23 protein-coding genes and 1 pseudogene are annotated in these 26326 nt (G+C 66.7%); 15 read left to right on the top strand and 9 right to left on the bottom strand.

What is annotated here, in order from left to right; genetic code table 11:
• Positions 1-19: 19 nt before the first annotated feature.
• The 8 genes from OCH239_RS04035 to radC all read left to right on the top strand — a co-directional run bounded on the left by OCH239_RS04035 (position 20) and on the right by radC (position 6398).
• The gene (locus OCH239_RS04035; protein WP_037259146.1) at positions 20-2158 is read left to right on the top strand and encodes a RelA/SpoT family protein; all 2139 of its coding nucleotides are present in this window, start codon (positions 20-22) and stop codon (positions 2156-2158) included.
• 38 nt (positions 2159-2196) lie between these two features.
• Positions 2197-2847: a DUF2062 domain-containing protein gene (locus tag OCH239_RS04030; RefSeq protein WP_037259144.1), complete on the top strand. Its 651-nt coding sequence runs from the start codon at positions 2197-2199 to the stop codon at positions 2845-2847.
• A 52-nt stretch (positions 2848-2899) separates the two neighbouring features.
• Positions 2900-3652: a pyridoxine 5'-phosphate synthase gene (locus OCH239_RS04025; protein ID WP_037259141.1), complete on the top strand. Its 753-nt coding sequence runs from the start codon at positions 2900-2902 to the stop codon at positions 3650-3652.
• On the top strand, positions 3649-4116 hold the full coding sequence (locus OCH239_RS04020; protein WP_244430296.1) for a nucleoside deaminase: 468 nt from the start codon (positions 3649-3651) through the stop codon (positions 4114-4116). The genes OCH239_RS04025 and OCH239_RS04020 overlap by 4 nt, the downstream gene beginning before the upstream one ends.
• Positions 4113-4517: a holo-ACP synthase gene (gene acpS, locus OCH239_RS04015; RefSeq protein WP_037259139.1), complete on the top strand. Its 405-nt coding sequence runs from the start codon at positions 4113-4115 to the stop codon at positions 4515-4517. Before OCH239_RS04020 ends, acpS begins: the two co-directional genes overlap by 4 nt.
• Before the next feature lie 65 nt (positions 4518-4582).
• On the top strand, positions 4583-5032 hold the full coding sequence (gene msrB / locus OCH239_RS04010; protein ID WP_037259136.1) for a peptide-methionine (R)-S-oxide reductase MsrB: 450 nt from the start codon (positions 4583-4585) through the stop codon (positions 5030-5032).
• The gene (msrA, locus tag OCH239_RS04005) at positions 5029-5535 is read left to right on the top strand and encodes a peptide-methionine (S)-S-oxide reductase MsrA (RefSeq protein WP_037259134.1); all 507 of its coding nucleotides are present in this window, start codon (positions 5029-5031) and stop codon (positions 5533-5535) included. Before msrB ends, msrA begins: the two co-directional genes overlap by 4 nt.
• A 110-nt stretch (positions 5536-5645) precedes the next feature.
• On the top strand, positions 5646-6398 hold the full coding sequence (radC, locus tag OCH239_RS04000; protein ID WP_037259132.1) for a RadC family protein: 753 nt from the start codon (positions 5646-5648) through the stop codon (positions 6396-6398).
• 14 nt (positions 6399-6412) lie between these two features.
• Here radC and OCH239_RS03995 read toward each other — a convergent pair whose 3' ends face one another.
• A complete protein-coding gene (locus OCH239_RS03995; RefSeq protein WP_037259131.1) occupies positions 6413-7975 on the bottom strand; it encodes a phosphate ABC transporter substrate-binding/OmpA family protein in 1563 nt (520 codons plus the stop codon).
• Between the two features lie 132 nt (positions 7976-8107).
• Positions 8108-10840, bottom strand: coding sequence for a preprotein translocase subunit SecA (gene secA, locus OCH239_RS03990; protein ID WP_037259129.1), 2733 nt, complete (start codon positions 10838-10840; stop codon positions 8108-8110).
• 171 nt (positions 10841-11011) lie between these two features.
• On the opposite strand from secA, the gene OCH239_RS03985 reads away from it, so the two are divergent.
• From OCH239_RS03985 to OCH239_RS23690, 4 genes are all read left to right on the top strand, one after another.
• On the top strand, positions 11012-11938 hold the full coding sequence (locus OCH239_RS03985) for a peptidylprolyl isomerase (protein ID WP_037259126.1): 927 nt from the start codon (positions 11012-11014) through the stop codon (positions 11936-11938).
• 2 nt (positions 11939-11940) lie between these two features.
• The gene (gene argJ, locus OCH239_RS03980; RefSeq protein WP_037259124.1) at positions 11941-13170 is read left to right on the top strand and encodes a bifunctional glutamate N-acetyltransferase/amino-acid acetyltransferase ArgJ; all 1230 of its coding nucleotides are present in this window, start codon (positions 11941-11943) and stop codon (positions 13168-13170) included.
• Between the two features lie 67 nt (positions 13171-13237).
• Positions 13238-13636, top strand: a complete 399-nt coding sequence (locus OCH239_RS03975; RefSeq protein ID WP_037259518.1) for a (deoxy)nucleoside triphosphate pyrophosphohydrolase — start codon at positions 13238-13240, stop codon at positions 13634-13636.
• Between the two features lie 93 nt (positions 13637-13729).
• Positions 13730-13858 (top strand): hypothetical protein, encoded by a 129-nt coding sequence (locus OCH239_RS23690; RefSeq protein WP_280110272.1) that lies wholly within the window; start codon positions 13730-13732, stop codon positions 13856-13858.
• Positions 13859-13939: 81 nt separating this feature from the next.
• Here the strand turns inward: OCH239_RS23690 and infB are convergent, their stop codons facing one another.
• The 4 genes from infB to rimP are packed head-to-tail and all read right to left on the bottom strand — an operon-like array spanning position 13940 to position 19303.
• On the bottom strand, positions 13940-16444 hold the full coding sequence (gene infB / locus OCH239_RS03970; RefSeq protein WP_037259121.1) for a translation initiation factor IF-2: 2505 nt from the start codon (positions 16442-16444) through the stop codon (positions 13940-13942).
• A gap of 8 nt (positions 16445-16452) precedes the next feature.
• Positions 16453-17088, bottom strand: coding sequence for an RNA-binding protein (locus tag OCH239_RS03965; protein WP_037259118.1), 636 nt, complete (start codon positions 17086-17088; stop codon positions 16453-16455).
• A gap of 10 nt (positions 17089-17098) precedes the next feature.
• On the bottom strand, positions 17099-18712 hold the full coding sequence (gene nusA, locus OCH239_RS03960; protein ID WP_037259115.1) for a transcription termination factor NusA: 1614 nt from the start codon (positions 18710-18712) through the stop codon (positions 17099-17101).
• A 6-nt stretch (positions 18713-18718) separates the two neighbouring features.
• Complete coding sequence (gene rimP / locus OCH239_RS03955) at positions 18719-19303, bottom strand: ribosome maturation factor RimP (protein ID WP_037259112.1); 585 nt, start codon at positions 19301-19303, stop codon at positions 18719-18721.
• A gap of 280 nt (positions 19304-19583) precedes the next feature.
• On the opposite strand from rimP, the gene OCH239_RS03950 reads away from it, so the two are divergent.
• The gene (locus tag OCH239_RS03950; protein ID WP_037259109.1) at positions 19584-20963 is read left to right on the top strand and encodes an NAD-dependent succinate-semialdehyde dehydrogenase; all 1380 of its coding nucleotides are present in this window, start codon (positions 19584-19586) and stop codon (positions 20961-20963) included.
• Positions 20964-21026: 63 nt separating this feature from the next.
• Here the strand turns inward: OCH239_RS03950 and OCH239_RS03945 are convergent, their stop codons facing one another.
• Positions 21027-21656 carry an enoyl-CoA hydratase/isomerase family protein gene (locus OCH239_RS03945; protein ID WP_037259106.1) on the bottom strand — a complete coding sequence of 210 codons (630 nt, stop codon included), beginning with the start codon at positions 21654-21656 and terminating at the stop codon, positions 21027-21029.
• Entirely contained in the window at positions 21653-22405 is a 753-nt protein-coding gene (locus tag OCH239_RS03940) for an SDR family oxidoreductase (RefSeq protein WP_037259103.1), read from the bottom strand. Before OCH239_RS03940 ends, OCH239_RS03945 begins: the two co-directional genes overlap by 4 nt.
• 141 nt (positions 22406-22546) lie before the next feature.
• Between OCH239_RS03940 and OCH239_RS03935 the strand changes: the two genes are divergently transcribed.
• Positions 22547-24088, top strand: a complete 1542-nt coding sequence (locus OCH239_RS03935; protein WP_037259100.1) for a DUF2125 domain-containing protein — start codon at positions 22547-22549, stop codon at positions 24086-24088.
• Positions 24089-24097: 9 nt separating this feature from the next.
• Here the strand turns inward: OCH239_RS03935 and OCH239_RS03930 are convergent, their stop codons facing one another.
• On the bottom strand, positions 24098-25348 hold the full coding sequence (locus tag OCH239_RS03930) for a UbiH/UbiF/VisC/COQ6 family ubiquinone biosynthesis hydroxylase (RefSeq protein ID WP_244430295.1): 1251 nt from the start codon (positions 25346-25348) through the stop codon (positions 24098-24100).
• Between the two features lie 53 nt (positions 25349-25401).
• Here OCH239_RS03930 and OCH239_RS03925 point away from each other — a divergent pair.
• Positions 25402-26310, top strand: a pseudogene (locus OCH239_RS03925) (amidase); the annotation flags it as partial.
• Between the last annotated feature and the right edge of the window lie 16 nt (positions 26311-26326).

Below are 26326 nucleotides of genomic sequence, written 5' to 3'. Positions count from 1 at the left end.
GAGATAGGAAGACAGGGCCATGATCGCGGCCGAAGACCTCATCGCCCTCGTTCACAACTACAATCCGCGCACCAATGCCGATCTGATCCGGGCTGCCTACGATTACGGCGCCCGGATGCATGACGGGCAGACCCGTCAATCGGGTGAGCCCTATTTCACGCATCCCGTGGCCGTCGCGGCGATCCTGACCGAGCAGCAGCTCGACGACGCGACGATCATCACCGCGCTGCTGCACGACACGATCGAGGACACCAAGTCCACCTATCAGGAGATCGCGGTCACCTTCGGGGGCGACATCGCGACCCTGGTCGACGGCGTGACGAAGCTCACGAACCTGCAGCTTTCCTCGTCGCACACCAAGCAGGCCGAGAACTTCCGCAAGCTCTTTATCGCGATGTCGAAGGATCTGCGGGTGATCCTCGTCAAGCTGGCGGACCGCCTGCACAACATGCGCACGATCCGCGCCATGCGCCCCGAGAAGCAGGTGCAGAAGGCGCGCGAGACGATGGACATCTACGCGCCGCTCGCGGGGCGGATGGGCATGCAGTGGATGCGCGAGGAGCTCGAGGACCTTGCCTTCCGCGTCCTGCAGCCCGAGGCGCGCGCTTCGATCATCCGTCGCTTCATCAACCTTCAGAAGGAAACCGGCGACGTCATCCACCGCATCACGTCGGACATGCGTACAGAGCTCGACAAGGTCGGGATCGATGCGGAGGTCTTCGGCCGTGCCAAGAAGCCCTATTCGATCTGGCGCAAGATGCAGGAAAAGGAGATGGGCTTCTCGCGCCTCTCGGACATCTACGGCTTCCGCATCATCACCCGCTCGGACGAGGATTGCTATGCCGCGCTCGGGGCGATCCATCAGCGCTGGCGGGCGGTGCCGGGGCGGTTCAAGGACTATATCAGCCAGCCCAAGTCGAACGGCTACCGGTCGATCCACACGACGGTGTCGGGCCGGGACGGCAAGCGGGTCGAGGTCCAGATCCGCACCCGCCAGATGCACGAGGTCGCCGAGACGGGCGTCGCCGCGCACTGGGCCTATCGCGACGGGCAACGGGCCGAGAACCCCTTCGCCGTCGATCCCGCCAAGTGGATCGCCTCGCTGACCGAGCAATTCGACGGCGAGGACGATCACGACGAGTTCCTCGAGGCGGTGAAGCTCGAGATGTACACCGACCAGGTGTTCTGCTTCACCCCGAAGGGCGACGTGGTGAAACTGCCCAAGGGGGCGACGCCCCTCGATTTCGGTTACGCGATCCACACCCGCATCGGCGCGGCTTGCGTCGGCGCCAAGGTGGACGGCATCCGCGTGCCGCTCTGGACGCGGCTCAAGAACGGCCAATCGGTCGAGATCATCACCGCTCAGGGACAGACCCCGCAGGCCACCTGGCTCGACATCGCGGCGACCGGCAAGGCCAAGAGCGCGATCCGCCGGTCCCTGCGCGAGGCGGGGCGCGAACGCTACATCCGCCTCGGGCGGGAGCTTGCGCGGTCCGCCTTCGAGAGCATGGGCAAGACCTGCACGCAGAAGGCGCTGGAGCGCGCTGCCGAGACGCTGCGGGTGCCGGACGCCGAGACGCTGCTCGCCCGGCTCGGCTCGGCCGAGCTGAGCGCCCGGGACGTGGTGCGCGCGGTCTATCCGGATCTCCGGCCCAAGGAGAGCGGCACGATCGAGGCAAGCCATGCGGTCATCGGTCTCGAAGCGGATCAGGGGTTCACCCGCGCGCCCTGCTGCCAGCCTCTGCCCGGCGAGCGCATCGTCGGCATCGCCAGCCAGGGCCGGGGCGTCACGATCCATGCCATCGACTGTGCCGCGCTCGCGGAGGTCGAGGACGAACCCGCGCGGTGGCTCGACCTGCATTGGGCGAGCGGAAATCACCCGCCGGTCTACACCGTCACCCTCGATGCCACGATCGGCAACGATGCCGGGGTCCTGGGACGGATTTGCACATTGATCGGGGAGCGAAGAGCCAATATCTCCGATCTCAGGTTCATGGACCGCAAGCCGGACTTCTACAGGCTCCTGATCGACATAGACCTGCGCGACGCGGAGCATCTGCACTCGGTCGTCTCGGCTCTCGACGCCGAGCCGGACGTGGCCACGGTGGAGCGGCGGCGCGACATGGGGCTTGCGACGCGGGCCGAAGCCGCGGAGTAACGGCGCGCGACGTCCGAGCGAACGCGAAGGGAAACGACGTGGTCTTCAAGCGCCGCGACAGGCGGCCATGGTGGCAGATTGCCGGGCACGCGCTCTGGCCCAAGGGAGGCTGGGCTCGAGCGGCCCGGTACGTCCAGCATCGGCTGAACCGGCTTCCCGATCCGCCCGAGAAGATCGCCCGCGGGATTTTCGCCGGGGTCTTCACGACGTTCACACCCTTCTACGGACTGCATTTCTTCATCTCGGCGTTTCTCGCCTACGTGATGCGGGGCAACATTCTCGCAGCGCTGTTCGCGACCTTCTTCGGCAACCCCCTGACCTACCTGCCCATCGGTGTCATCTCGATGACGACCGGCTACTGGATGCTCGGAATCGAGACGGACCCCGAGCAGCACCGATCGCTCGGCGAGAAGTTCGTCGCGGCGAGCGACGACCTCTGGGACAATTTTATCGCCATGTTCTCGCCCGCGGAGGCGCATTGGAGCGGGCTTGCGCTTTTCTGGAACGAGGTCTTCTATCCGTACCTCGTGGGCGGCATCGTCCCCGGCATCGTCGCCGGCCTGATCGCCTACTGGATCGCGGTTCCACTCATCCGCGCCTACCAGAACCGGCGCAGGGGCATCCTGAAGGCCAAGCTCACGGCGCTCAAGGCCAAGAATGCCGCGCGAAAAGGCGAAGATGCGGGCTGACGGCGGCCGGGCGGTGCACTAGCTTGCCACCGGCACGTCAACGGAGACAGACATGAGCCAGTCCCGGGCCCCCTTGCGCCTCGGCGTCAACATCGACCACGTCGCCACCCTTCGGAACGCCCGCGGCGGTGCCTATCCCGATCCGCTGCGTGCGGCCGAGCTGGCGCAGAAAGCGGGCTGCGACGGGATCACCGCGCATCTGCGTGAGGATCGGCGGCACATTCGCGACGAGGACATTGCCGCGCTCGCCTCCATGCTGGACGTGCCGCTCAACTTCGAGATGGCCGCGACCGACGAAATGCAGGCGATCGCGCTCAAGCACCGCCCGCATGCAGTGTGCATCGTTCCCGAAAAGCGCGAGGAGCGTACGACCGAGGGCGGGCTCGAGGTGGCCGGGGACCAGAACCGGCTGCGCCACTTCCTGGCGCCGCTGAAGGATGCGGGCGCGCGGGTGTCGCTCTTCATCGCGGCCGACGAGGCCCAGGTCGAGGCCGCCGCCCGCGTCGGCGCCGACGTGATCGAGCTCCACACCGGCGCCTATTGCGACTTCCACGCCGAGGGCCGACTCGAGGATCGCGACGCCGATCTCGAACGCCTTCGCCGCATGGCGGCATTGGCATCCGATCTCGGCCTCGAGGTCCATGCGGGCCACGGTCTGACCTACGAGACCGTCGGTCCCGTCGCGGCGATCCGGCAGATCGTGGAACTCAACATCGGTCATTTCCTGATCGGAGAGTCGGTGTTCCGCGGCCTCGAAGGTGCAATCCGTGAAATGCGCCGCCTGATGGACGAGGCGCGGGGATGAACGATCTGCAGCCCACGGAGGTCGAGCGTGAGGCGTTGACCCGAGTGATCGACCACGCCTGCGCTCTGGCCGAGCAGAAGGCGCTTCCGGTCTTCGCCGCGGCTGTCGTGATCGACGGCGAAGTTATCGCCCTGTCGGGGAATCAGGTGTCCGAAACCTGCGATCCGTCCCGCCATGCCGAAGTGGTGGCGATCTCGGAGGCGGCAATGGCGCTCGGCCGGGCGGACCTCTCGGGGGCCACTTTAGTAGCGTCCATGCAGCCCTGCGAGATGTGCCTCGCGGCGATGAGGTGGGCCGGCATCGACCGGCTCGTCTTTGCCGAGACGCAGGAGCGCGCACCGAAGTTCTTCCAGTTCCCGGATCTCGGCATCGCCGATTTCCACCGCGCCTCGGGCGGCGATTTTTCCTGGGCCGGCGGGATCGGCGCGGACCGCGTGGCGCATATCTACGAGGGCGGCCGGTGATCCTCGGCGTGGGCACCGATCTGTGCAACATCGAGCGCATCCAGGGCACGCTCGACCGGTTCGGCGATCGCTTCCGCAACCGGGTCTTCACGGAAATCGAACAGCGCAAGGCGGAGCGGCGGGCCGACATCGCGGGAACATACGCCAAACGCTGGGCCGCGAAGGAGGCCTGCTCAAAGGCGCTCGGCACCGGCCTGCGCATGGGCATAGCCTGGAAGGACATGGCTGTGACCAACCTGCGCACCGGCCAGCCGGTCATGCAGGTGACGGGCTGGGCAAAGGACAGGCTTGCCGAGATGACGCCTGCGGGTCACGAGGCGATCATCCACGTCACGCTCACCGACGATCACCCCTGGGCGCAGGCCTTCGTCGTGATCGAGGCGCGGCCCACGGACCCGTGAGGGGCCTTTGATTCCGCGTCCGCGCTCCCACATCATGACCGAGGCGATTTGAGAGGATAGATCCGATGGCCAACTGGACCAAGGACGAAGACGCGATCTCGCGGCTGACGCCCGAGCAGTACCGCGTCACGCAGCAGAGCGGGACCGAACGCCCCGGAACCGGCGAATACCTCGGCAACAAGGAGCCGGGGATCTACGTGGACATCGTGTCGGGCGAGCCACTCTTCGCCTCTGCCGACAAGTACGAATCGGGATGCGGCTGGCCGAGCTTCACAAAGCCGATCGAGCCCGCGCACGTGTCGGAACTTCGCGACACGACCCACGGCATGATCCGGACCGAGGTCCGCTCGGCGCACGGCGACAGCCATCTCGGGCACGTCTTTCCGGACGGTCCCGCGGACAGGGGCGGTCTGCGCTACTGCATCAATTCCGCCAGCCTTCGCTTCGTCCACCGCGACGACATGGAAGCCGAGGGCTATGGCGCATACCTGAACCAAGTGGAGGACGTGGCATGAGCGAACGTGCTGTTCTGGCCGGAGGCTGTTTCTGGGGCATGCAGGACCTGATCCGCAGGATGCCCGGGGTCCAAGGCACCCGCGTCGGCTATACCGGCGGCGACGTGCCGAACGCGACCTACCGCAACCACGGCACCCATGCCGAGGGGATCGAAATCGTGTTCGATCCCGAGGTGATCTCGTACCGCCGGATCCTCGAATATTTCTTCCAGATCCACGACCCGACGACGCTGAACCGGCAAGGCAACGACATTGGAATGAGCTACCGGTCCGCGATCTACTACACGTCGGACGCGCAACGCGAGACGGCTCTCGAGACGATCAAGGACGTGGAGGCGTCGGGCCTCTGGCCCGGCAAGGTTGTAACCGAGGTCGAGCCCGTTGGCGACTTCTGGGAGGCCGAGCCGGAGCATCAGGATTACCTCGAGCGCATTCCGAACGGCTACACCTGTCATTTCCCGCGTCCCGACTGGGTCCTGCCCCGGCGCGACGCCGCAGAATGAGCTGTCCGGCAGAGCGTCCACGAGGCGCTCTGCCGGACCGTGACGTGATCGGGTCGCGCCTCGACCATTTATTTACCCGATACTAACCGCTTATGCGGCCTTCATAGGGCATGACAGACTCGAACCAGTTTGATGACGCCCAGGGCCTGCTTTTCGAAGGGCCGGCCATTCCTGTCCCTCAGGGCAAGCTTCCGTCGTACATCCGCGACCATCGGGCCCGTTTGCGCGAGCGGTTCCTCTCAGGCGGGGCAGACGCGCTGCCCGATTACGAGATGCTGGAGCTCGTTCTCTTCGGGGCGGTGCAGCGCCAAGATATGAAGCCGCTTGCGCGACGCCTTCTCGACACGTTCGGCGATTTCAACGAAGTGCTGTCGGCGCCGGTTGCGCGGCTGCGCGAGGTGCAGGGGGTAGGCGAGTCGGTCCTGTGCCAGCTGAAGGTGATCGAGGCTGCGGCCCATCGGCTCTCACGCGCGCGGGTCATGCAGCGCTCGATCGTTTCGAGCTGGGAGGCGCTGCTCGATTATTGCCGCACGGCGATGTCGCATCGCGACGTCGAGCAGTTCCGCGTTCTCTATCTCGACCGCAAGAACGTCCTCATCGCTGACGAGGCGCAAGCGCGGGGAACGGTCGATCACGTCCCCGTCTATCCCCGGGAAGTGGTGAAGCGCGCGCTCGAGCTCAACGCGAGCGCGCTCATCCTCGTGCACAACCACCCATCTGGAGACCCGACGCCGTCGCGCGCGGATATCGAGATGACGGCCAAGATCGCCCGCGCCGCGGAGGCGCTCGGCCTCACCGTCCACGATCACCTGGTGATTGGCCGAGCGCGCGAGATCAGTTTCCGGAGCGAAGGACTTCTCTGAGCCCGAAGGGCAGCTCAGCGGACCCAGACCTCGACGCGGCGGTTCACACCGCGGCCCCATTCGGTCGCGTCACAGGCCATTGGCATGGCCTCACCGAAGGCCTCGGACGAGATCGTGACCCGCGCGAGATCCGCCGTTTCCGCCGCGCGGATCACCGCGCCCATTACCGCCGCCGCTCTCTCGCGCGCAATGTCGAGATTCGCGGCCGCGGAGCCGACCCCGTCGGAAAATCCGACGAAGACGAGCCGGCGCGCATCGTAAAGGCCCGTCTCGATCGCATGGGCGAGCTGGTAGACGTTCGAGCGCGACTGCGCATCGAGGCGCGCCGATCCCGGCTCGAAACGGAACGACGTGGAGAGCCGCTGCATCGGCCTCAGCGTCGCCACCATGCGCTTCAGCTCGCGCAGTCCCGCCTCGCCCGGTGCCACGGAGATCGCATTCGCGAAACGGTCGCCCTGACGGTCGATCGGCACCTCCTCCGGCGCCTGGTCGACGAAGCCGGCGCGGCGGATGACGATCTGTGCGGGCTCCGAACGGGTGAAGGCGAGGAATTCACGGGCGAGCTCAGGAAGCCGGCGGGCAGGGAGGTAGAGGAAGATCGGCGCGGTGAGCGGATAATCCTCCGTCTTCACGCTGCGCCGCGTCGCGGTGAGCACGAACCCGCAGGGGCCGGACACGGGAAGCATCCGGGTATTGCCGGTGCCGGAATAGCTCGCGATGCCGAGCGCGAAGGGATCGGATGCCACCGCACCGGCGAGCGAGGCGTTCGTCGGGTGCCGGACAGCCATCGGCGGCAGCACGCCTCCGCTCGGCCCGAGGAGCCGGTCGACGAGGCCCTGCGTGAGGCCGGAGTCGTCATCGAGAACGTGCAGAGCGATCGGAGCCGCCGGGCCGCCCAGCTCCTCCCACGACGTGACATCGCCACCGAGGATCCCGGCGAGGTCGCGCAAGGAGACCCCGGACACGGCGTTCGCGGGCGCGACCACCGGCACTAAGGCGTCGAGCGCGAGCATGCGGCTGCGATTGGCCTCGTCCAGCACTCCGAGCCCCGCGGCGCGGCCGCGGTCGATCTCGTCCTCTCGGATCTCCCGCCGGGCGAGGACGATGTCGGCTTCCGAGGCCAGCAGATCGGCAAATCCTTCGTCGGTACTGCCTGCTCGGAAGGTGAAGCGACCGACGACGCGGTCCTCGCCGGGATCTGTCAACTCGAACAGGACACTGCGCTCGTCGAGACTTGTCTCGCTCACGTCGAACCCGCGCCGCAGGGCGAAGGCCTTAAGAAGGGCAGGCATCAGGACCTGATTCGCGGAGGTCGAGCCGGAGACCGTGAGTTCGGCGACGAACTCGTCGATCGAGGGGCAGCTGTCCCCCTCGCAGAGCACCTTCGTACCGTCGACCGTGAGCTCGCCGTAGATTGTGCGCAGCCGGTAGAACTGGCCGTCGAAACCCAGAAGCTCACCTGACAGCGACACCGCCCCGTCGCGCGAGGTAAGGGTGACCTCCTGCGCCGCCACGGGTCCGGCCCCCTGCACCGAAAGAAAAAGTGCGGCGAGGATCGCCGCACGTATCTGTCTCATGTGTCGATCTCGCTGGCCTCGTCCCGATCCGCCCGGATCTTCCGTAGTCCGACCGGGTTTTTCAACACCCGATCGTCGGTCGCGGCATCCCGGCGCGGCAGGGCGATACGCGGAGGACGGTCGACCGCGCCGTCAGGACAGGCGCCCGTGGCAATGCTTGAACTTGTTGCCCGATCCGCAGGGGCAGGGTTCGTTGCGCCCGGGATTGCCCCAGGTGGAGGGATCGGTCTCGTCGAAGCCCTCGGCCAGCGGTTCGCTTGCCGCCACTGCGGGTCCGGCCGCCTCGGCCTCGGGGTTGGTCGCCCCCGCCGGAGCCTGCTTGGCAGCCTGCTGCATCTGCTCCTGCTGGCGGCGCATCTGGTCGATGAGCTCCTGACGCTGGGCCTCGCTCATTGGCTGGATATGCGCGAGTTTCGTCGTCACGTCCTCGCGGAGGCTGTCGAGCATGCCTTGGAAGAGCTGGAAGGACTCGGTCTTGTACTCGTTCAGCGGATCGCGCTGCGCGTAGCCGCGGAAGCCCACGACCGAGCGCAGGTGCTCGAGCGTCAGCAGGTGGTCGCGCCATTTGCCGTCGATCGTCTGCAGGAGCATCTGTTTCTCGATCTGGCGCATCGTGTCCTCGCCGAACGCCTCGGCCTTCTCGGACATCAGCTTGTCGGAGGCTTCGCCAATACGCTCCCGCATGACCTCCTGATCGACGCCATCTTCCTGGCCCCATGTCATGATGGGCAGATCGAGGCCGAGCTTTTCGATGCAGGCGGCATAGAGCCCCTCGAGGTTCCACTGCTCGGCATAGCTCCGCGGCGGGCAATATGCGTCGACGAGATCGTCGATCACCTGATGGCGCATGTCCTCGGTGATCTCGGTGACGTCCTCGGCCTCCATGATCTCGCGGCGCTGGCCGAAGATGACCTTCCGCTGGTCGTTCATCACGTCGTCGAACTTCAGGAGCTGCTTGCGGATGTCGAAGTTGCGTCCCTCGACCTTGGCCTGCGCGCGCTCGAGGCTCTTGTTGACCCACGGATGGACGATGGCCTCGCCTTCCTTCATCCCGAGCTTGCCCAGCACGTTGTCGAGCCGCTCCGAGCCGAAGATGCGCATCAGGTCGTCTTCGAGCGAGAGGTAGAACGAGGACCGCCCCGGGTCGCCCTGACGGCCCGAGCGGCCGCGCAGCTGGTTGTCGATGCGGCGGCTTTCGTGGCGTTCGGTTGCAAGGACAAAAAGACCGCCGGATTCGATGACCTTGGCTTCCTCGCCTTCGTGTTCCTTTTCGATCCGGGCACGGATCTCTTCGGGATCGCCGTTCGGATCCGCTTCGAGCGCGTCCATGATCTTGAAGTCGACATTGCCGCCGAGCTTGATGTCGGTGCCGCGGCCGGCCATGTTCGTCGCGATCGTGACCGCGCCGAACTTGCCGGCGTCTCCGACGATCTGCGCCTCGCTCTCGTGCTGCCGGGCGTTCAGGACGTTGTGCTCGAGACCGGCATCCTTGAGAAGCTGCGACAGCATCTCGGATTTCTCGATCGACGTCGTCCCGACGAGAACTGGCTGGCCCTTTGCGTGGGCGCGGCCGATCTCCTCGACGATGGCGGCGTATTTCTCCTTGGCGGTCCGGTAGACCTGATCGTCCTCGTCGACACGGGCGATCGGCTTGTTGGTCGGAACCTCCACGACCCCGAGCTTGTAGATCTCCGCGAATTCGTCGGCCTCGGTGCTCGCCGTGCCGGTCATGCCGGAGAGTTTGTCGTAAAGGCGGAAGTAGTTCTGGAAGGTCACGCTTGCGAGCGTGACGTTCTCGGGCTGGATCTTGGCGCCTTCCTTGGCCTCGATCGCCTGGTGAAGGCCGTCCGACAGGCGCCGCCCCGGCATCATCCGACCGGTGAATTCGTCGATCAGGACGACCTCACCATCGCGGACGATGTAATCCTTGTCACGCTGGAAGAGCTTGTGCGCCCGCAGGCCCTGGCTCAGGTGGTGTACGACGGTCGTCGATTCGGGATCGTAGAGCGTCCGACCCTCCTCGATCAGGCCCATCTGCGACAGACGCTCCTCGAGGAACTCGTTGCCCTCGTCGGTGAAGGTGACGTTCCGCGTCTTCTCGTCGATCGTGTAGTGCTCGTCGGTGAGCTCGGGGATGACCCGGTCGATGCCTTCATAGAGCTGCGAGCGGTCCTGGGCGGGACCGGAGATGATGAGCGGCGTGCGCGCCTCGTCGATCAGGATCGAGTCCACCTCGTCGACGATGGCGAAGGAATGTCCGCGCTGCGCCATCTGGTCGAGCTCGGACTTCATGTTGTCGCGCAGGTAGTCGAAGCCGAGTTCGTTGTTCGTCGCGTAGGTGACGTCGGCCTTGTAGGCCTCCTTCTTCTCGTCCTCGGGCTGGCGCGGATAGACCACACCGGTCGAGAGCCCGAGCGCGCCGTAGACCTTGCTCATCCACTCGGCGTCGCGTCGGGCGAGGTAGTCGTTCACCGTGACGATATGCACGGGGCCAGCGAGCGCGTTCAGATAGGCGGGGAAGGTCGCGACCAGCGTCTTGCCCTCGCCGGTCTTCATCTCGGCGATGTTGCCCTGGTGCATGAAGATGCCACCCATGAGCTGCACGTCGAAGGCCCGCAGGCCGAGCGCGCGCTTGGCGGCCTCACGGCAATTGGCGAAGGCTTCGGGCAGGAGGTCGTCGAGGCTTTCGCCCTTCCCGAGGCGGCCCTTGAACTCCTGCGTCTTCGACACGAGGCCCGCGTCGTCGAGCGCCTCGAAGTCGGGCTCGAGCGCATTGATTTTCTCGACCAGGGGGCGGGTTGCCTTGATCTTGCGGTCGTTCGGCGTGCCGAACACCTTTCGCGTGATGGAACCGATCCCCAGCATTGGGCCTCTCTGCCTCTTGCAACTTCGTGTGCGGCATCGGCTTGCCCGTCTCGCACACAGCCCATATCACACGGGGGAACGACCGGCTCGCGCCGCCATCCGCGGAGATAAGGGCCGCTTCTTCAATAGTCAACGCCGCCTCGGGAGGGGCGGCACGAGGAGACCGACCGCATGACCGACCGCGCCATCCGTCCCGCCCTCCGCCTCGCGACGCCCGTGATCGCCGCGCTTCTTGCCGGCCCCGCGCTGGCGCAGGACGAGGCCGCCGAGGGGCAGGCCTCCACCGCGACCGAAAGCACCGAGCAGTCCGCCACCGAGGCCGCGCCCGATGCCAGCCTCGACACCGTCGTCGCGACCGTCAATGGGACGGAGATCACCCTCGGGCACATGCTGATGGTGCGCGGCGGCCTGCCCGAGCAGTACCGCCAGCTTCCGGAAAACGTTCTCTACGAAGGCATTCTCGACCAGCTGATCCAGCAGGAAGTGCTGGCCCAGTCCGACATGGCCGAAGAGACCGAGCGCGTCACGCTCGCCCTAGACAACGAACGCCGTGCTCTGGTCGCATCCGAGGCCGTCAATGCGATGGGCGCGGAGCTCGTCTCCGAGGAGGACGTGCAGGCGGCCTACGACGCGCAATACGCCGAAGGCGGCCAGGGCGAGGAATACAACGCCGCCCACATCCTCGTCGAAACCGAGGAAGAGGCGCAGGAGATCGTGTCGGAGTTGGAGGGCGGCGCCGATTTCGCCACGCTCGCGCAGGAGCGCTCGACCGGGCCGTCCGGTCCGAACGGCGGTGCGCTCGGCTGGTTCTCGGCAGGCCAGATGGTCGCGCCCTTCGAAGAGGCGGTGGCCGGGCTTGAAGCCGGCGAGATCTCCGATCCGGTGCAGACCCAGTTCGGCTGGCACGTGATCCAGCTCAACGAGACCCGCCAGAAGGAGGCGCCCGCTCTCGAGGAGGTCCGTCCCCAGATCGAGCAGGAGCTGCAAACCCAGGCGATGCAGACCCGCATCCAGGAGCTGGTCGAAGCGGCCGAGGTGCAGAAGACCGAAGGCGCCGACCCCGCCGCCCTGTCGCGCACCGACCTTCTGGAGAACTGATCTTGGCCAAGATCACCGAGCGCTCGCCGCTCGCGCCGGAGCGTTTCCCGGACCTGCCCGTGATCCGGGGGGTCCGCTTCGCCACCGCGGCGGCAGGCGTGCGCTACGCCGGGCGCACCGACGTCATGCTGGCCCAGCTGGCGCCGGGTTCCGTCGTGGCGGGCGTCTTCACGCGCTCCACCACCCGTGCCGCCCCCGTCCTCGACTGCCAGCGCAAGATCGCGATGGAGAGCGATGACGGCGCGGCGATCCTCGTCAATTCGGGCAACGCCAACGCCTTTACCGGGCGCGCCGGAGACGAATCGGTGACCGCGGTCACCGAGGCAGTGGCAGCGGCGATGGATCTGCCCTCCGAGCGGGTCTTCACGTCGTCGACCGGAGTGATCGGCGAACGGCTGCCCCATGCGCGCATCGTCGCCAAGGTCGAGGAACTCACCGGGGCTCTCGACGAGGGCGGCATCGCGGACGCGGCCCATGCGATCATGACCACCGATACCTTCCCCAAGGGAGCGTCGGCCAAGGTGCACGTGAACGGCGGCGACGTCACCATCGCGGGCATTGCCAAGGGGTCGGGCATGGTCGCGCCGGACATGGCGACGATGCTTGTCTACGTCTTCACCGATGCCGCCATGCGCCGCGACGACCTCCAGTCGCTGGTGAGCGCGGCGGCGGACAGGACCTTCAACTGCATCACCGTCGACAGCGACACCTCGACCTCGGACACGCTCCTGATGGGAGCGACGGGCGCATCGGGCGTGGAGGTCACCGCGGAAGATACAGCGTTTGCGGGCGCGCTCGAGGAGGTCTTCCGCGATCTGGCGCATCAGGTGGTCAAGGACGGCGAGGGCGCGACCAAGTTCGTGACCGTGGAGGTGACCGGAGCCGAATCGGACGATGATGCGCGGACCCACGCCATGGCCATCGCAAATTCGCCGCTGGTGAAGACCGCGATCGCCGGCGAGGACCCGAACTGGGGCCGGATCGTCATGGCGATCGGAAAGTCCGGGGCCGCGGCCGATCGGGACCGCCTGTCGATCCGGTTCGGCGACGTGCCGGTCGCCGAGCACGGCTGGGTCGCGGAAAGCTACCGCGAAGAGATGGGCGCAGCGCAGATGCAGAAGCCAGAGATCACCATCGGCGTCGATCTTGGCCTCGGCGAGGGCCGGGCGACGGTCTGGACCTGCGATCTGACGCACGGCTACATCGCCATCAACGCCGATTACCGCTCGTGACGGGACATTTCGGACCCGCGAAAGAAGGGTGGGGCGCGCGTGGCGCGTGCCCCGCGCATGGGACTCGATGAAGACTGTTCTCGTGTCTGCCGTGGCCCTGATCGACGTCGATGGCCGCGTGCTTCTCGCTCAGCGGCCGGAAGGCAAGTCGATGGCGGGCCTCTGGGAATTCCCCGGAGGCAAGGTCGAGACCGACGAGACGCCCGAAGCCGCGCTCATCCGCGAACTGCACGAGGAACTCGGGATCGGTACGTGGCAGAGCTGCCTTGCGCCGCTGACCTTCGCCTCGCATTCCTACGAGAATTTCCACTTGCTCATGCCGCTTTACGCCTGTCGCAAGTGGGAGGGCATTCCCCAGAGCCGCGAGGGGCAGGCGCTCAAATGGGTGCATGCGCGGGACCTCTCCAGCTATCCCATGCCCGAAGCGGACATTCCGCTTGTACCGATCCTGCGCGACTGGCTCTGACCTCGGTCGCCAGCATGGGACCTTGAGACAATTGGCCCGGGCATTGTTTCCGGATAAGATGCAGTTGTCGGCATCTATCGGAGGAGATTTCGGATGCTCAGGACAATCCTCGTGGGATCCTACAGCTCGGTCCAGGGCGTCTTCGAACGCAACCTGCCCGATGGGCGCGTGGTGGTCCGAGTGGGCAAGAAACTCTTCGTCGGAAGATCCGTGATCGCCTGACCGGAGCCTCGCCACGGCGCATAAACAAGGGGAGGCCGCGACAGCCTCCCCGATCTCGTATCAAGTCTTACCCACGTCGGATCACTCGAGCGTGCGCTCGATCTCCTGACGGGTGAAGATCTCGATGACGTCGTCCTTGCGGACATCGTCGTAGTTCTCGAACGCCATGCCGCATTCCTGGCCGGAGATGACTTCCGCCACCTCGTCCTTGAAGCGCTTGAGCGTCTTCAGCGTGCCTTCGTGGATCACCACGTCGTCGCGCAGGAGGCGCACCCCGGCGGAGCGGCGTGCAACACCCTCGGTGACGAGGCAGCCCGCCACGGTGCCGACGCCCGAGACGCGGAAGGTCTCGAGGATCTTGGCGTAGCCGATGAAGTTCTCGCGAACCTCGGCCGAGAGGAGACCCGACGCCGCCTTCTTCACGTCGTCCACGAGGTCGTAGATCACGCTGTAGTAGCGCAGCTCCACGCCCTTCTGGTTGGCGCTGTTGCGGGCCGAGGCATTGGCACGGACGTTGAAGCCGAGGATCGGCGCGTTCGACGCTTCCGCGAGGCCCACGTCGGTCTCGGTGATGGCGCCCACACCGTAGTGCAGGACACGCACGCGGACCTCGTCGTTGCCGACCTTTTCGAGCGCCTGGACGATCGCTTCGGCGGAACCCTGCACGTCGGCCTTCACGAGGACCGGCAGTTCCGCCACGTTCTCGTCTTCCTTGGCCTTCTGCATCAACGCTTCGAGCGTCGTCGCGGCACCGGCCGCGGCACGCTTGTCCTTGGCGGCCTGCTGGCGGTACTCGGCGATCTCGCGGGCCTGTGCCTCGGTCGATACGACGTTCAGGACGTCGCCCGCCTCGGGCGTGCCGTTGAGACCCAGCACCTCGACAGGAACCGAGGGCCCGGCTTCCTTCACGCGCTGACCCTGATCGTTCTCCATCGCGCGGACCTTGCCCCACTGCTCGCCGACGACGAAAATGTCGCCCTGCTTCAGGGTACCCTTCTGAACGAGGACAGTGGCGACGGGGCCACGGCCGACGTCGAGCTGGGCCTCGATCACGGCGCCTTCGGCGGCACGGTCGGGGTTGGCTTTGAGCTCAAGGATCTCGGCCTGCAGCGCGATGGCTTCGAGCAGGTCGGGAAGACCCTTGCCGCTGAGCGCGGAGACCTCGATGTCCTGCACGTCGCCCGACATTTCCTCGACCACGATCTCGTGCTGGAGAAGATCGGTGCGCACCTTCGTGGGGTTCGCCTCGGGCTTGTCGCACTTGTTGATCGCGACGATCATCGGGACCTTCGCCGCCTTGGCGTGATTGATCGCCTCGATCGTCTGCGGCATGACGGCATCGTCCGCGGCGACCACCAGAACCACGATGTCCGTCACCTGAGCACCGCGCGAGCGCATCGAGGTGAAGGCCGCGTGGCCCGGGGTGTCGAGGAAAGTCAGCGTCGCACCCGTCGAGGGATCGGGCACCTGGTAGGCGCCGATATGCTGGGTGATCCCGCCCGCCTCGCCCGAGACAACCTTGGTCTTGCGGATCGCGTCGAGCAGCGAGGTCTTGCCGTGGTCGACGTGGCCCATGATCGTGATGATCGGGGCCCGCGGCTTGAGGTCCTCGGCCTTGTCCTCGATCGTCGCGATGACGTCCTCGACATCCGCGTCCGAGACACGGACGACGGTATGGCCGAATTCCTCGATGATGAGCTCGGCGGTGTCGGCGTCGATCGTCTGGTTCTGCGTCGCCATCACGCCGTTCTGCATCAGCGCCTTGACGACGTCGCCGACGCGCTCGGTCATGCGGTTGGCAAGCTCGGCGACGGTGATCGCCTCGGGCAGCCTGACGTCGCGCATCACCTTCTCGCGCTGGACGGGACCGCCCATCGCTTTCTGGCGCGCACGCTCCTGCTTGCGCTTCATCGCGGCCATGGACTTCTGGCGACCGCCTTCGCCGCCAGAGAGCGCCTGGCTCACGGTGAGCTTGCCGGTCCGGCGGTTGCCGTCGCCCTTGCTCTTGCCGCGGCCTTCACGCTCGGTCTTGCGCGGGACTTCCTGCTGCTTGCTCGGAGCGGCGCGTCCGCCGCGCGGCTGCTGTGCCGGTTCGGGCTGCGCAGCCTGCGCCGGAGCTTCCGCGGCCTTCTTGGCGGCGTCGGCTTCCTCGCGCTTCTTGCGCTCTTCCTCTTCGACCTTGGCCTTGGCGCGCTCTTCCGCTTCGCGCTGTTCGCGCTCTTTCTGCTCCTTTTCGGCGCGCATGCGGTCGCGCTCTTCGGCGCGGGCCTTTTCCTCGGCCTCGCGCTTGGCTGCGTCGTCGGCCTCGCGCGCCTTGGCAGCCTGCAGCGCCTTCAGGCGACGCTCCATCTCCGCGTCGGAGATCCCCGCAGGACGCTTCGCCCCGGCGGCCGCGGCCGCGAGGTTGCTCTGCTTCCCAGAGCCCGAGCCGGTGCCCGGTTTCGGCGCCTGCACGGTGCGCTTGCGCTTGGTCTCCACCACGACGTTCTTGGTGCGTCCGTGGCTAAAGCTCTGCTTGACGTTCCCCGAACGGGGGCCGCCGCCGCCACGTACACCCAGAGTTTTCTTGCCGTCTTGGTCGCTCATAAAGTCTCTTATCCTTCCCGGCGGATAGAACCGCCGCGCTGGGCATCGGTCGGTCCGATGCGCAGGCCCTTCAGACGTTGGGCCTCGTCTACAATACGATTCGTGAGTCCGCCAGCGCCGAGAGCGGCATGTATCACGGTTTCACGTCCGAAGGCCAACCCGAGCTCGTCTGCAGTAAGCCATCCGATATAGGTCCCGAAATGCGGCGTCGAGAGTTTCGACTTGCCGCGGGTCGATCCGTCCTCGGCCTGGATCAGGACACGCGCCTCCTCCTTCTGGAGCATGTCCTTTACCTTCTCGTAGCCCGAGACCGCGTCGCCCGATTTGCGCGACAGCGAGATCAGGTTGACCACCCGGTCCGCGATCTGGCGCTCGACGAGCTCCGTAAGACCTTCAGGCACCTGAACCTTCGCCTTGGCGGACTTCGAGAAGAGGTTCTTCTTCGAAGCCTTGTCGAGCGCCGCCCGCGTCGCCGAGACCCAGATCCCGCGTCCGGGCAGCTTGCCCGCGATGTCCGGCACCACGGTCGCGTCCGGCCCGACGACGAAGCGGATCAAGCCGCTCGACGGCTGCACCTCGCCCGTGGCGATGCATTTTCGCTCGGGGCCGTCGGCCCTGTCCTTGTCGCGTCCGCCACGGGTCATGGATATCCGGTCAGGCCTCCTCGGTCTCTTCGGTCTCGCCGTCGTCTTCGGCCTCAGGCTCCATTTCGGTCGGATCGACCCAGCCGAGAAGGACGCGCGCGGTCATGACCATGTTCTGCGCTTCCTCGAGGCCGACATCGAAGGGTTCGAGCAGGCCGTCGTCCTTGTGGCGCTGGCCGTCGACTGTGGTCCACCCGCCGGCAAGCTCCCAGTCGGCGCAGGTCGCGAAGTCCTCGAGCGTCTTGATGTCGTCCTTCGCGAGCGCCTCCACCATCTGGGGAGTGAGCCCTTCGAAGTCAATGAGGCTGTCCTCGGCGCCGAGCGCGCGGGCATTGTCGAGCGCCGCCTTGGCCTGCGCCTCGAGCACGTCGCGGGCCCGGGCCTGCAGTTCCTCGGCAGTGTCGTCGTCGACGCCATCGATCACGGTCAGCTCGTCGATCTCAACATAGGCGACTTCCTCGAGGGTGGTGAAGCCCTCCGAGACCAGAAGCTGCGCGAAGAACTCGTCGAGGTCGAGATTGTCCATGAAGAGCTTCGTGCGCTCCTCGAACTCGGCCTGGCGGCGCTTGCTTTCCTCTTCCTCGGTCATGATGTCGATGTCGAGGCCGGTCAGCTGGCTGGCCAGACGCACGTTCTGGCCACGGCGGCCGATGGCGAGGCTGAGCTGCTCGTCGGGCACGACGACCTCGATCCGCTCGGCATCCTCGTCGAGAACCACCTTGGTGACCTCGGCGGGCTGAAGCGCGTTAACGAGGAAGGTCGGCATGTCCTCGTTCCACGGGATGATGTCGATCTTTTCGCCCTGAAGCTCGTTCACCACGGCCTGGACGCGGGAGCCGCGCATGCCGACGCAGGCGCCGACCGGGTCGATGGAGCCGTCATAGGAGATGACGCCGATCTTGGCGCGGCTGCCGGGGTCGCGGGCGACCGCCTTGATCTCGATGATGCCGTCGTAGATCTCGGGCACTTCCATCTTGAAGAGCTCGGCCATGAATTCGGGCGCGGTGCGGCTGAGGAAGATCTGCGGGCCGCGCGCCTCGCGGCGGACGTCCTTGATGTAGCAGCGGATGCGGTCGTTCGGGCGGTACGCCTCGCGGCCGATCTTCTCGTTGCGGCGTAGGATACCCTCGCCACGGCCGATGTCGACGATGACGTTGCCGTATTCCTCGCGCTTGACGACGCCGTTGATGATCGTGCCCGCGCGGTCCTTGAATTCCTCGTACTGGCGGTCGCGCTCGGCCTCGCGGACCTTCTGCAGGATCACCTGCTTGGCCGATTGCGCGGCGATGCGGCCCATCTCAACCGGAGGGACTTCCTCGATGTACTGGTCGCCGACCTTGGGATCCTCGAGATACTGCTTGGCCTGCTCGACGGTCAGCTCGGCCTGGTAGTTCTCGAGCTCCTCGTCCTCGACCACGGTGCGGACGCGGGTGAAGTTGGCCCGGCCGGTGCGGCGGTCGATCTTCACGCGGATGTCCATCTCCGAGCCGTAGCGGCTCTTGGCGGCACGGGCGAGGCTCTCCTCCATGGCTTCGACGACCAGGGAGGGGTCGATCATCTTCTCGCGCGCGACCGCCTCGGCGGTCTGCAGAAGCTCCAGCTGGTTGGCGGAGGTGATGGCCATCTTGTCTTACTCCTCTTGCGCGGCGTCGTCGGCCGCGATCTCGTCGAACTGGCTCTCGTCCAGATCCTTCGGGGCGGTGCCAGCGGCCTTGCGGGCCTTCAGCATTTCCTTGATGAGCTCGTCGGTCAGGACGAGCTTGGCGTCGGCCAGCCAGTCGAACTGAAGCCCGATGGTGCCCTCCTCGACATTGACGAGGACTTCTGAGCCCTCGATCCCGGCAAGCACACCCTTGAAGCGCTTGCGCCCGTCGATGAGCTCGTGGGTCTCGATCTTGGCCTCGTATCCCTCGAACGTGTCGAAGTCCTTGAGCCGCGTCAGCGGGCGGTCGATGCCGGGCGAGCCCACCTCGAGCGTGTAGGTGTCGAGGATCGGATCCTCGACGTCGAGCACGGCCGACAGCGCGGTCGAGATCTCGGCGCATTCGTCGACCTCGATCCCGCCGTCGGGACGTTCGGCCATGATCTGGAGCATCGGGGTCTTGCCGCCCTGAAGGCGGATGCGGACCAGTTCGAATCCCATGTCCTCGATCGTGGGCCGCACGATCTCGGCAAGGCGCTGGTCCATCGAGGTCTTTGCGATGAGGTCTGACATGACTGTCTCGCGGCTGCTGGGTGCATGGAGGCCCGGCCTTGACCGGGCACGAAAAAACGGGCGCGCGGCCCGTCGAACGTATCCGGTGGTGCTTCGGACCAGAGCCCGACGCGCCGCTGTTGAGGGGCGTATAAGTCCCCGAAGCTGAGTCTGCAAGCAGATTACGCGGGGGCCGCGTCAGCGCTTGCAACGGCGACAGAGCGCTGCACTTTCACGTGATGGAAACATCCCTGCGATCCGGCGTTCCTGACGCCCGACGGCAATCACACAAGAGGCTCAAATGACGCGAGATATCGTCACGATTAACCCGGCGACCGAGGAAGAGATCGCCTCTTACGACTACATGAGCGATGCGGAGGTGACGGAGGCGATCGAAGCCTGTCACGCCGCCTACGACCAATGGCGCCTCAGATCGCTCGAGGACCGCGGCGAGGTCCTCAAGGCCATCGCCAAGGCGCTGCGCGACAATACAGAGGAATTCGCGCAGCTCATGACCGACGAGATGGGCAAGCTCTTGCAGTCGAGCCGTGACGAGATCGAGGCCTGCGCCGAGATCTGCGAGTTCTCCGCGGAGCAGGGGCCGAACGTGCTGGCCGACGAGGAGCGCGACATCCCCATGGGGACGGGCGTCGTTTCCTACGCGCCGATCGGCGTGATCTACGGCATCCAGCCGTGGAACTTCCCCTGCTACCAGGTGGTGCGCTACGCCATCGCCAACCTCATGGCCGGCAACGGTGTTCTGCTCAAGCATGCCGAGAACACCACCGGATCGGGCCTCTACCTGCGCGACCTGATGGAGAAGGCTGGCCTGCCGAAGAACCTCTTCACCGTGCTGCTGATCAGTCACGATCAGTCCGACCGCGTGATCGAGAACAAGCTGGTGCGCGGCGTGACCATGACCGGTTCGGACGTCGCGGGCCGCAAGATCGGGCAAAAGGCCGCCGAGCAGATCAAGAAGACCGTGCTCGAGCTCGGCTCGAACGACGCATTCCTCGTGCTCGACGACGCCGACATCGATCTCGCAGTCCAGATGTGCGTGGTTGGCCGGACCTACAACAACGGCCAGACCTGCGTCGCCGCCAAGCGCTTCGTCGTGACCGAGAAGAACTACGATACCTTCGTCGAGAAGTTCACCGAGAAGATGGGCAAGCTGACGATGGGCAATCCGTCCGAGGACGGCACCCGGCTCGGACCGCTCGCCCGCGGCGATCTGCGCGACACGCTCCACCGTCAGGTGACCGAAAGCGTCGACAAGGGCGCGCGGGTTCTCGTCGGCGGCGAGCCCAAAGACGGAGTGGGCTATTTCTATCCGGCGACGGTGCTCGTCGACGTGGCTCCGGGGCAGCCGGCCTATGACGACGAGCTCTTCGGCCCGGTTGCCTCGGTCATCAAGGCCAAGGATGACGAGGATGCGATGCGCATCGCCAACGACAGCCGCTACGGGCTCGGCGGGGGCATCTTCTCGAAGGACGAGGCAAAGGCGCGCGAGCTGGCGTCGAAGCACTTCGACACCGGCATGATCTGCGTGAACGGCTTCAACGCGGCGATCCCCAACATGCCCTTCGGCGGCGTGAAGAATTCGGGATACGGCCGCGAGCATGGCGGCTTCGGCATGAAAGAGTTCGTAAACATCAAGTCGGTCTACATCCACCAGACGTAAGACCAGACCCGCCGGAATGGATGCGCCGGACCGCACAGGTGGTCCGGCGCTCTTTTATGCTGATCAGCCGATCAGATCCTTGATCGCGCGGGCATGGGCGGGATCGGCGGCCATCAGGTCCGCCGCCATCTCGGCCGCGGTCTCGATCAACGCCTCGGGCTGGACGATGCGGTCGACGAGGCCCCAGCGCTCCGCCTCCTCGACCGTGATCTTCTCGCCCGCCATGAGGATGCGCTTCGCCCGCGCAGGGCCGACCAGAGCCCGGAGCCGGCCAGGATCCGACGGTTGCGGCAGGAAGCCGAGCTTCATCACCGGGTAGAAGAGCTTTGCCCCCGGCACCGAGATCCGCAGATCGCAGGCGAGCATCATGCCCATCGACCCGCCGGCGCAGGAGCCGTTGAGCGCCGCGATCGTGAGGCCCGGATGCGCGACGAGCGCGCCCGAGAGGCGCTCCCACAGGGGCGAAGTCGCCAGCCCCGCCCGAGCCGCCTCGATGTCGGCGCCCGCCGAGAACACCTTGCCGGTTCCCGTCAGCACGAGCGCCTGCGCGCCTGTTCCCGCCTGCGCCTCGTCCCGGGCGGCCTCGGCGGCTTCGGCCAGCGCCGCGAGCATCGTCTCGGTCAGCGCGTTCGCCTTGTCGGGCCGATCGAGCGTGACGATCCGCAGATCTCCCCGATCCTCGGTCCGGATCACGCGACGCCGACTTTCGAGCGGATGCCCGGATCGCGCAGGGAGATCTCGTCGCCGAGGTAATCGTCGGCGTCGGGGCCGCACATCCAGAGCAGCGCCTCGGCCACCCATTCGGGCGGGATGTGATCCGACCAGTCGAGGCGGCTGATCGGGTTCACGCCCGAGGCCTTGATCTCCTTCTGCATCTGCGTCGCGACCGTGCCCGGCGATAGCGACAGCGCGCGGATGCCCGCCTCGCGGTTCTCCTTGTCGGCCATGCGCGTCAGCATCAGCGCGCCCGCCTTCGAGGCGCAGTAATGCGACCAGGCCTCGACCGGTCCGTGCGCCGCGCCCGAGCCGATCGTCAGGATCGTGCCCGAGCCTTGTGCGATCATCGGCGGCAGCGCGGCGCGCATGCCGTGGAAGACTCCCTTGAGATTGATGTCGATGACCTGGCCCCAGGCCTCCGGGTCCGCTTCGGCCAGATGCGCAATGGGCTCGATCACGCCGGCATTGTTGACGAGAACGTCGAGCCGCCCGAAGGCCTCGATGCAGTTCTGGACGGTCTGGTCCACCTCCCAGTACCGTGAGATGTCGCAGGGAATGGCCACGGCCTGGTCCCTGCCGATCTCGCCCGCGACGTCGGCGACGGCATCCGCGCTTCGGGCGACGAGTGCGACTTTCGCCCCGGCCGCGGCGAAGCGTTTTGCCGCCGCCGCGCCGATGCCGCGGCTGGCGCCTGTGACCATCACCACCTTGCCGGTCATGTCCATGGCGGGGCTCTCCTTATTGTGTGTCGCGCCATGCTTAGACCGCCCCCCGCGCGGCGGTCCAGCCCCTTGACCGCCCGTGTCTCGCGTCTGAAGCTCGGGCTCAAAGCCTCGCGCCACGCCCATTCCCGAAAGGACGCCCCCATGCGCCGTTGCCAAACTGCCCTCGTTGCGACCCTGCTCGCCGGGCAGGGACTTCCCGCCGCCGCCGACGTGACCCCGGCCGAGGTCTGGAGCCGTCTGCTCGCCTATTCCGAGACGTCGGGCTACGAGGTGGAGGCGACCGAGGAGGAAACCTCCGAGGGCCTGCGGCTCACCGACGTCGTGATGACCATGGCCCTTGCCGAAGACGATGCCGACGCCAGCGGAGAGCTGGTCGTGCGGATGGACGAACTTCTCTTCGAGGATCGTGGCGACGGTACCGTGGGCATCGTCTTTCCGACGGCCGTCCCTGTCGTGGTGACCGGCGCCGAGCGCGGCGGCGAGACCAACACGGCACGGATCGAGACCATGTCGGCGGGGCTCGAAACGATCGTGTCCGGCACGCCCGAGGACATGGTCTACGACTACACCGCCGATTCGCTCGCGGTCCGGCTGGCCGAACTCGTGGTGGACGGCGCGCAGGTCTCGCGCGAGAACGCCTCGGCCTCCCTGCGGATCGAGGACGTCACGGGGCGGAACGCGTTCTCAGGGACGGGGGATACGCAGGAGATCGGCCAGAATCTGCAGGCGGCGACCCTGACCTACGACATGGCCTTCGAGGCTCCCGAGGAGGAGGGGGCCGGCCGGGTCGAACTCGCAGGGCAGCTGAACGGACTGACGATCGACGGGAGTTCCGTGCTGCCGATGGGGCTGGAGACCGGTGACATGCCGGAGATGCTCAAGGCCGGACTGAGAGGGACCGCCGAAATCGCATACGAGGACGGCCGCTCCGAATTTGCCTTCTCGGGTCCGGACGGCGAAGCCTCCGGGCAGGCGGTCTCGTCCTCGGGCGTGTTGTCGCTCGAACTCTCGCCCGAGAGCCTCGGCTACGAAGTCGGCGCGTCGGATGTCGCCTATGCCGCGACGCTGCCGGATCTGCCGTTTCCGGTGACCGCAGAGATGCGGGAACTGAAGCTCGACCTGTCGGTCCCTGTGGCGCAGTCCGAAGAGCCCCAGCCGTTCTCCATAGGGCTTGCGCTGCGGGATCTGGCGGTTTCGGACACGATCTGGGCGATGATCGACCCGCAGGAGGCTCTGCCGCGCGATCCGGCGACACTCGCGCTGCGCCTGTCGGGCACGGCCACTCCCTACGCGATGCTTCTCGACCCCGAGGCCATGGCCCGGATCGAGCAATCCGGCGGTCAGGCGGGCGAGATCAACACGGTCGAGATCGACGAGCTGAACGTGAGCGCGCTCGGGGCAAAACTGACGGGCGACGGGGCCTTCACCTTCGACAATTCCGATACGTCGACGTTCGACGGGATGCCTGCACCCTCGGGGTCTTTGGATCTGACCCTGAGCGGCTCCGAAGCGGTGATCGATACGCTCGTGACGATGGGCCTCATCGGCGAAAACGATGCCATGGGCGCTCGGATGATGCTGTCGATGTTCTCGGTCCCGGCGCCGGGCGAGGATACTCTGACCTCGAAGATCGAGATCACCGACGACGGTCACATCCGGGCGAACGGTCAGCGCATCCGCTGACCGAAGGGCTCAGCGCATCAGCTCGGGCAGGTCGCCGGTCAGGCCGGCTGCCTCGCGGATGAAGGCGCGGCGGAGGCCGGGCATCGCCTGAACGGCGTGCATCCCGGCATCGCGCAGCAGGCGCAGACCGGGACTGTCCGACGAGAAGAGGCGGTTGAAGAGGTCCGTCGCCCCGGCCAGCGTCGCGGTGTCGAAGCGCCGCCACCGCGCGTAGCGTTCGAGCACGTCCGCCGCACCGATATCCTCGCCCCGCCGCCGCGCGTCCTCGACCACCTGGGCCAGCGCCGCGACATCTCGCAGCCCTGCATTGAGGCCCTGGCCGGCGATCGGGTGCACCCCGTGCGCGGCATCTCCCACGAGCGCCAGGCGTTCGGCAGTGTAGGATTGCGCGAGCGAGAGCGACAGCGGGTAGGTGTAGCGCGCGCCGGCAAGGCCGATGTGGCCGAGGAAGTCGCCGAAGCGCGGGCGCAGTACGGTCAGGTAATCGTCGTCGCCGAGCGCGTTGATCTCCTCGGCGAGACCTGTCTTCTCGGTCCAGACGATGGACGAGCGGTTACCAGTCAGCGGCAGGATCGCCAGCGGCCCGGCCGGCAGGAAGAGCTGGTGCGCGATCCCGTCGTGGGGCCTTTCGTGGCTGATAGCGCAGACGAGCGCGGTCTGGCGGTAGCTCCAACCGGTGCGGTTGATGCGGGCGCGGGAGGCGGTGCCGCTCCGCCGCCCGTCCGCACCGATGACCAGGCGCGCGCGAAGCGTGTCGCCGCCGGCGAGCGAGAGGCTTGCGCACGTGCCGGTCATCGACTGGGCCACGACGGTCTCGCCGGTGCGGTGGTCGATCCGGTCCGACGCCGAGACGGCGCTCAGCAACGCCCTGCGCAGGTAACGGTCCTCGACGAGATGCCCCATCGGGCCTTCCTCGATCTCGGCCGAGGCGAAGTGCAGACCGAGCAGCGCCGTGCCGTCGGATACCCGGCCGTCGCTCACCTTGATCTCGTTGATCGGTTGGGCGTTGCCGCCGATCTCGTCCCAGAGCCCGAGCGCGGTCAGCATCCGTACCGATCCGTTCGCCAGCGCGTAGGACCGTCCGTCGAAATCATCGGCGATCTGCGCGGCCGGATCTCCGGTATCGATCACGGTCACGGACAGGGGGCCGCGCGCGAAGGCGAGGGCGAGCGACAGGCCGTTCAGGCCGCCGCCGACGATGGCGATATCGGTGTCGAAGCTCATGGCCGCGAATATGGTCGGGCGCGCGCCATTGTCCATGGGGCAGCGCGCCGCTACCCCCTGGAGCGGCGTGGCATTTGCGGGAGTGCGAGATGGACGAATGGAGATGGACGAGCGCGGCCGATCTGGGTCGCGGTATCGCGGCGGGGCGCATCGACCCGGTCGAGCTTTTCGAGACTTTCCTGTCGGCCATCGAGACGCATGAGCTCAAGGACCGCATCTATGCCCGCCTGACGCCGGAGCGCGGCCGGGCAGAGGCGGAGGCCGCGCGGGATAGAGCGCGACGGGGCGCCCGGCTCTCCGATCTGGACGGCGTTCCGGTGAGTTGGAAGGACCTCTTCGACAGCGCGGGCGTCGGCACCGAGGCAGGAACGCGGCTGCTGGAGGGGCGCGTGCCCGAGCGTGACGCGCGCGTGTTGAAGACGGCCAGTGCCTTGGGGCTCGTCTCGCTCGGCAAGACACACATGTCGGAGCTCGCGTTTTCGGGTCTCGGGCTCAATCCCATGACAGCGACGCCGCCTTGCGTGAACGATGCCGGGGCGGTGTCGGGAGGGTCCTCGTCGGGCGCAGCCGCGTCGGTTGCGTTCGGTCTCGCCGCGGCGGCGGTCGGCTCGGATACCGGCGGCTCCGTTCGAGTGCCGGCCGCCTGGAACGACCTCGTCGGGCTCAAGACGACCGCGGGCCGCCTGCCTCTGGCGGGTGTGGTCCCGCTGGCGGAGAAGTTCGACACGATCGGCCCGCTTTGCCGCAATGTCGAGGACGCCGCTCTGATGCTAGCGGCGCTTGAGGGCGGCAGCCCCTGCGGTCTCGGCGGGATGGGAGACCTGAAGGGCCGCCGCTTCGGCGCTCTGACCACGATCGTGATGGACGACCTCCGGCCCGAACCCGCAGCAGCCTATGCCGAGGCGGTCGAGCGGCTGCGCGCCGCGGGAGCCGAGGTCGTGCCGGTCGAGGCGCCCGAGATCGAGGGGCCGATGTCCGAGGCCGGCGTGCTCTACACCACTTAGCGTAATCGCG

The sequence above is a fragment of the Roseivivax halodurans JCM 10272 genome, from assembly GCF_000521785.1.
GTDB lineage: Bacteria > Pseudomonadota > Alphaproteobacteria > Rhodobacterales > Rhodobacteraceae > Roseivivax > Roseivivax halodurans.
Note: the sequence above shows the minus strand (reverse complement) of the source record. Positions and strands in the feature narration are given on the sequence as shown.

Coding starts and splice junctions, on each gene's coding strand:
- OCH239_RS03985 (WP_037259126.1), top strand. CDS start 11,012: ATGACCGACCGCGCCATCCGTCCCGCCCTCCGCCTCGCGACGCCCGTG.
- OCH239_RS23690 (WP_280110272.1), top strand. CDS start 13,730: ATGCTCAGGACAATCCTCGTGGGATCCTACAGCTCGGTCCAGGGCGTC.
- OCH239_RS03965 (WP_037259118.1), bottom strand. CDS start 17,088: ATGACCCGTGGCGGACGCGACAAGGACAGGGCCGACGGCCCCGAGCGA.
- msrB (WP_037259136.1), top strand. CDS start 4,583: ATGGCCAACTGGACCAAGGACGAAGACGCGATCTCGCGGCTGACGCCC.
- OCH239_RS04020 (WP_244430296.1), top strand. CDS start 3,649: ATGAACGATCTGCAGCCCACGGAGGTCGAGCGTGAGGCGTTGACCCGA.
- infB (WP_037259121.1), bottom strand. CDS start 16,444: ATGAGCGACCAAGACGGCAAGAAAACTCTGGGTGTACGTGGCGGCGGC.
- OCH239_RS03940 (WP_037259103.1), bottom strand. CDS start 22,405: ATGGACATGACCGGCAAGGTGGTGATGGTCACAGGCGCCAGCCGCGGC.
- radC (WP_037259132.1), top strand. CDS start 5,646: ATGACAGACTCGAACCAGTTTGATGACGCCCAGGGCCTGCTTTTCGAA.
- OCH239_RS04025 (WP_037259141.1), top strand. CDS start 2,900: ATGAGCCAGTCCCGGGCCCCCTTGCGCCTCGGCGTCAACATCGACCAC.
- OCH239_RS03975 (WP_037259518.1), top strand. CDS start 13,238: ATGAAGACTGTTCTCGTGTCTGCCGTGGCCCTGATCGACGTCGATGGC.
- OCH239_RS03950 (WP_037259109.1), top strand. CDS start 19,584: ATGACGCGAGATATCGTCACGATTAACCCGGCGACCGAGGAAGAGATC.
- rimP (WP_037259112.1), bottom strand. CDS start 19,303: ATGTCAGACCTCATCGCAAAGACCTCGATGGACCAGCGCCTTGCCGAG.
- msrA (WP_037259134.1), top strand. CDS start 5,029: ATGAGCGAACGTGCTGTTCTGGCCGGAGGCTGTTTCTGGGGCATGCAG.
- OCH239_RS03935 (WP_037259100.1), top strand. CDS start 22,547: ATGCGCCGTTGCCAAACTGCCCTCGTTGCGACCCTGCTCGCCGGGCAG.
- OCH239_RS03995 (WP_037259131.1), bottom strand. CDS start 7,975: ATGAGACAGATACGTGCGGCGATCCTCGCCGCACTTTTTCTTTCGGTG.
- OCH239_RS04035 (WP_037259146.1), top strand. CDS start 20: ATGATCGCGGCCGAAGACCTCATCGCCCTCGTTCACAACTACAATCCG.
- OCH239_RS03930 (WP_244430295.1), bottom strand. CDS start 25,348: ATGGACAATGGCGCGCGCCCGACCATATTCGCGGCCATGAGCTTCGAC.
- nusA (WP_037259115.1), bottom strand. CDS start 18,712: ATGGCCATCACCTCCGCCAACCAGCTGGAGCTTCTGCAGACCGCCGAG.
- secA (WP_037259129.1), bottom strand. CDS start 10,840: ATGCTGGGGATCGGTTCCATCACGCGAAAGGTGTTCGGCACGCCGAAC.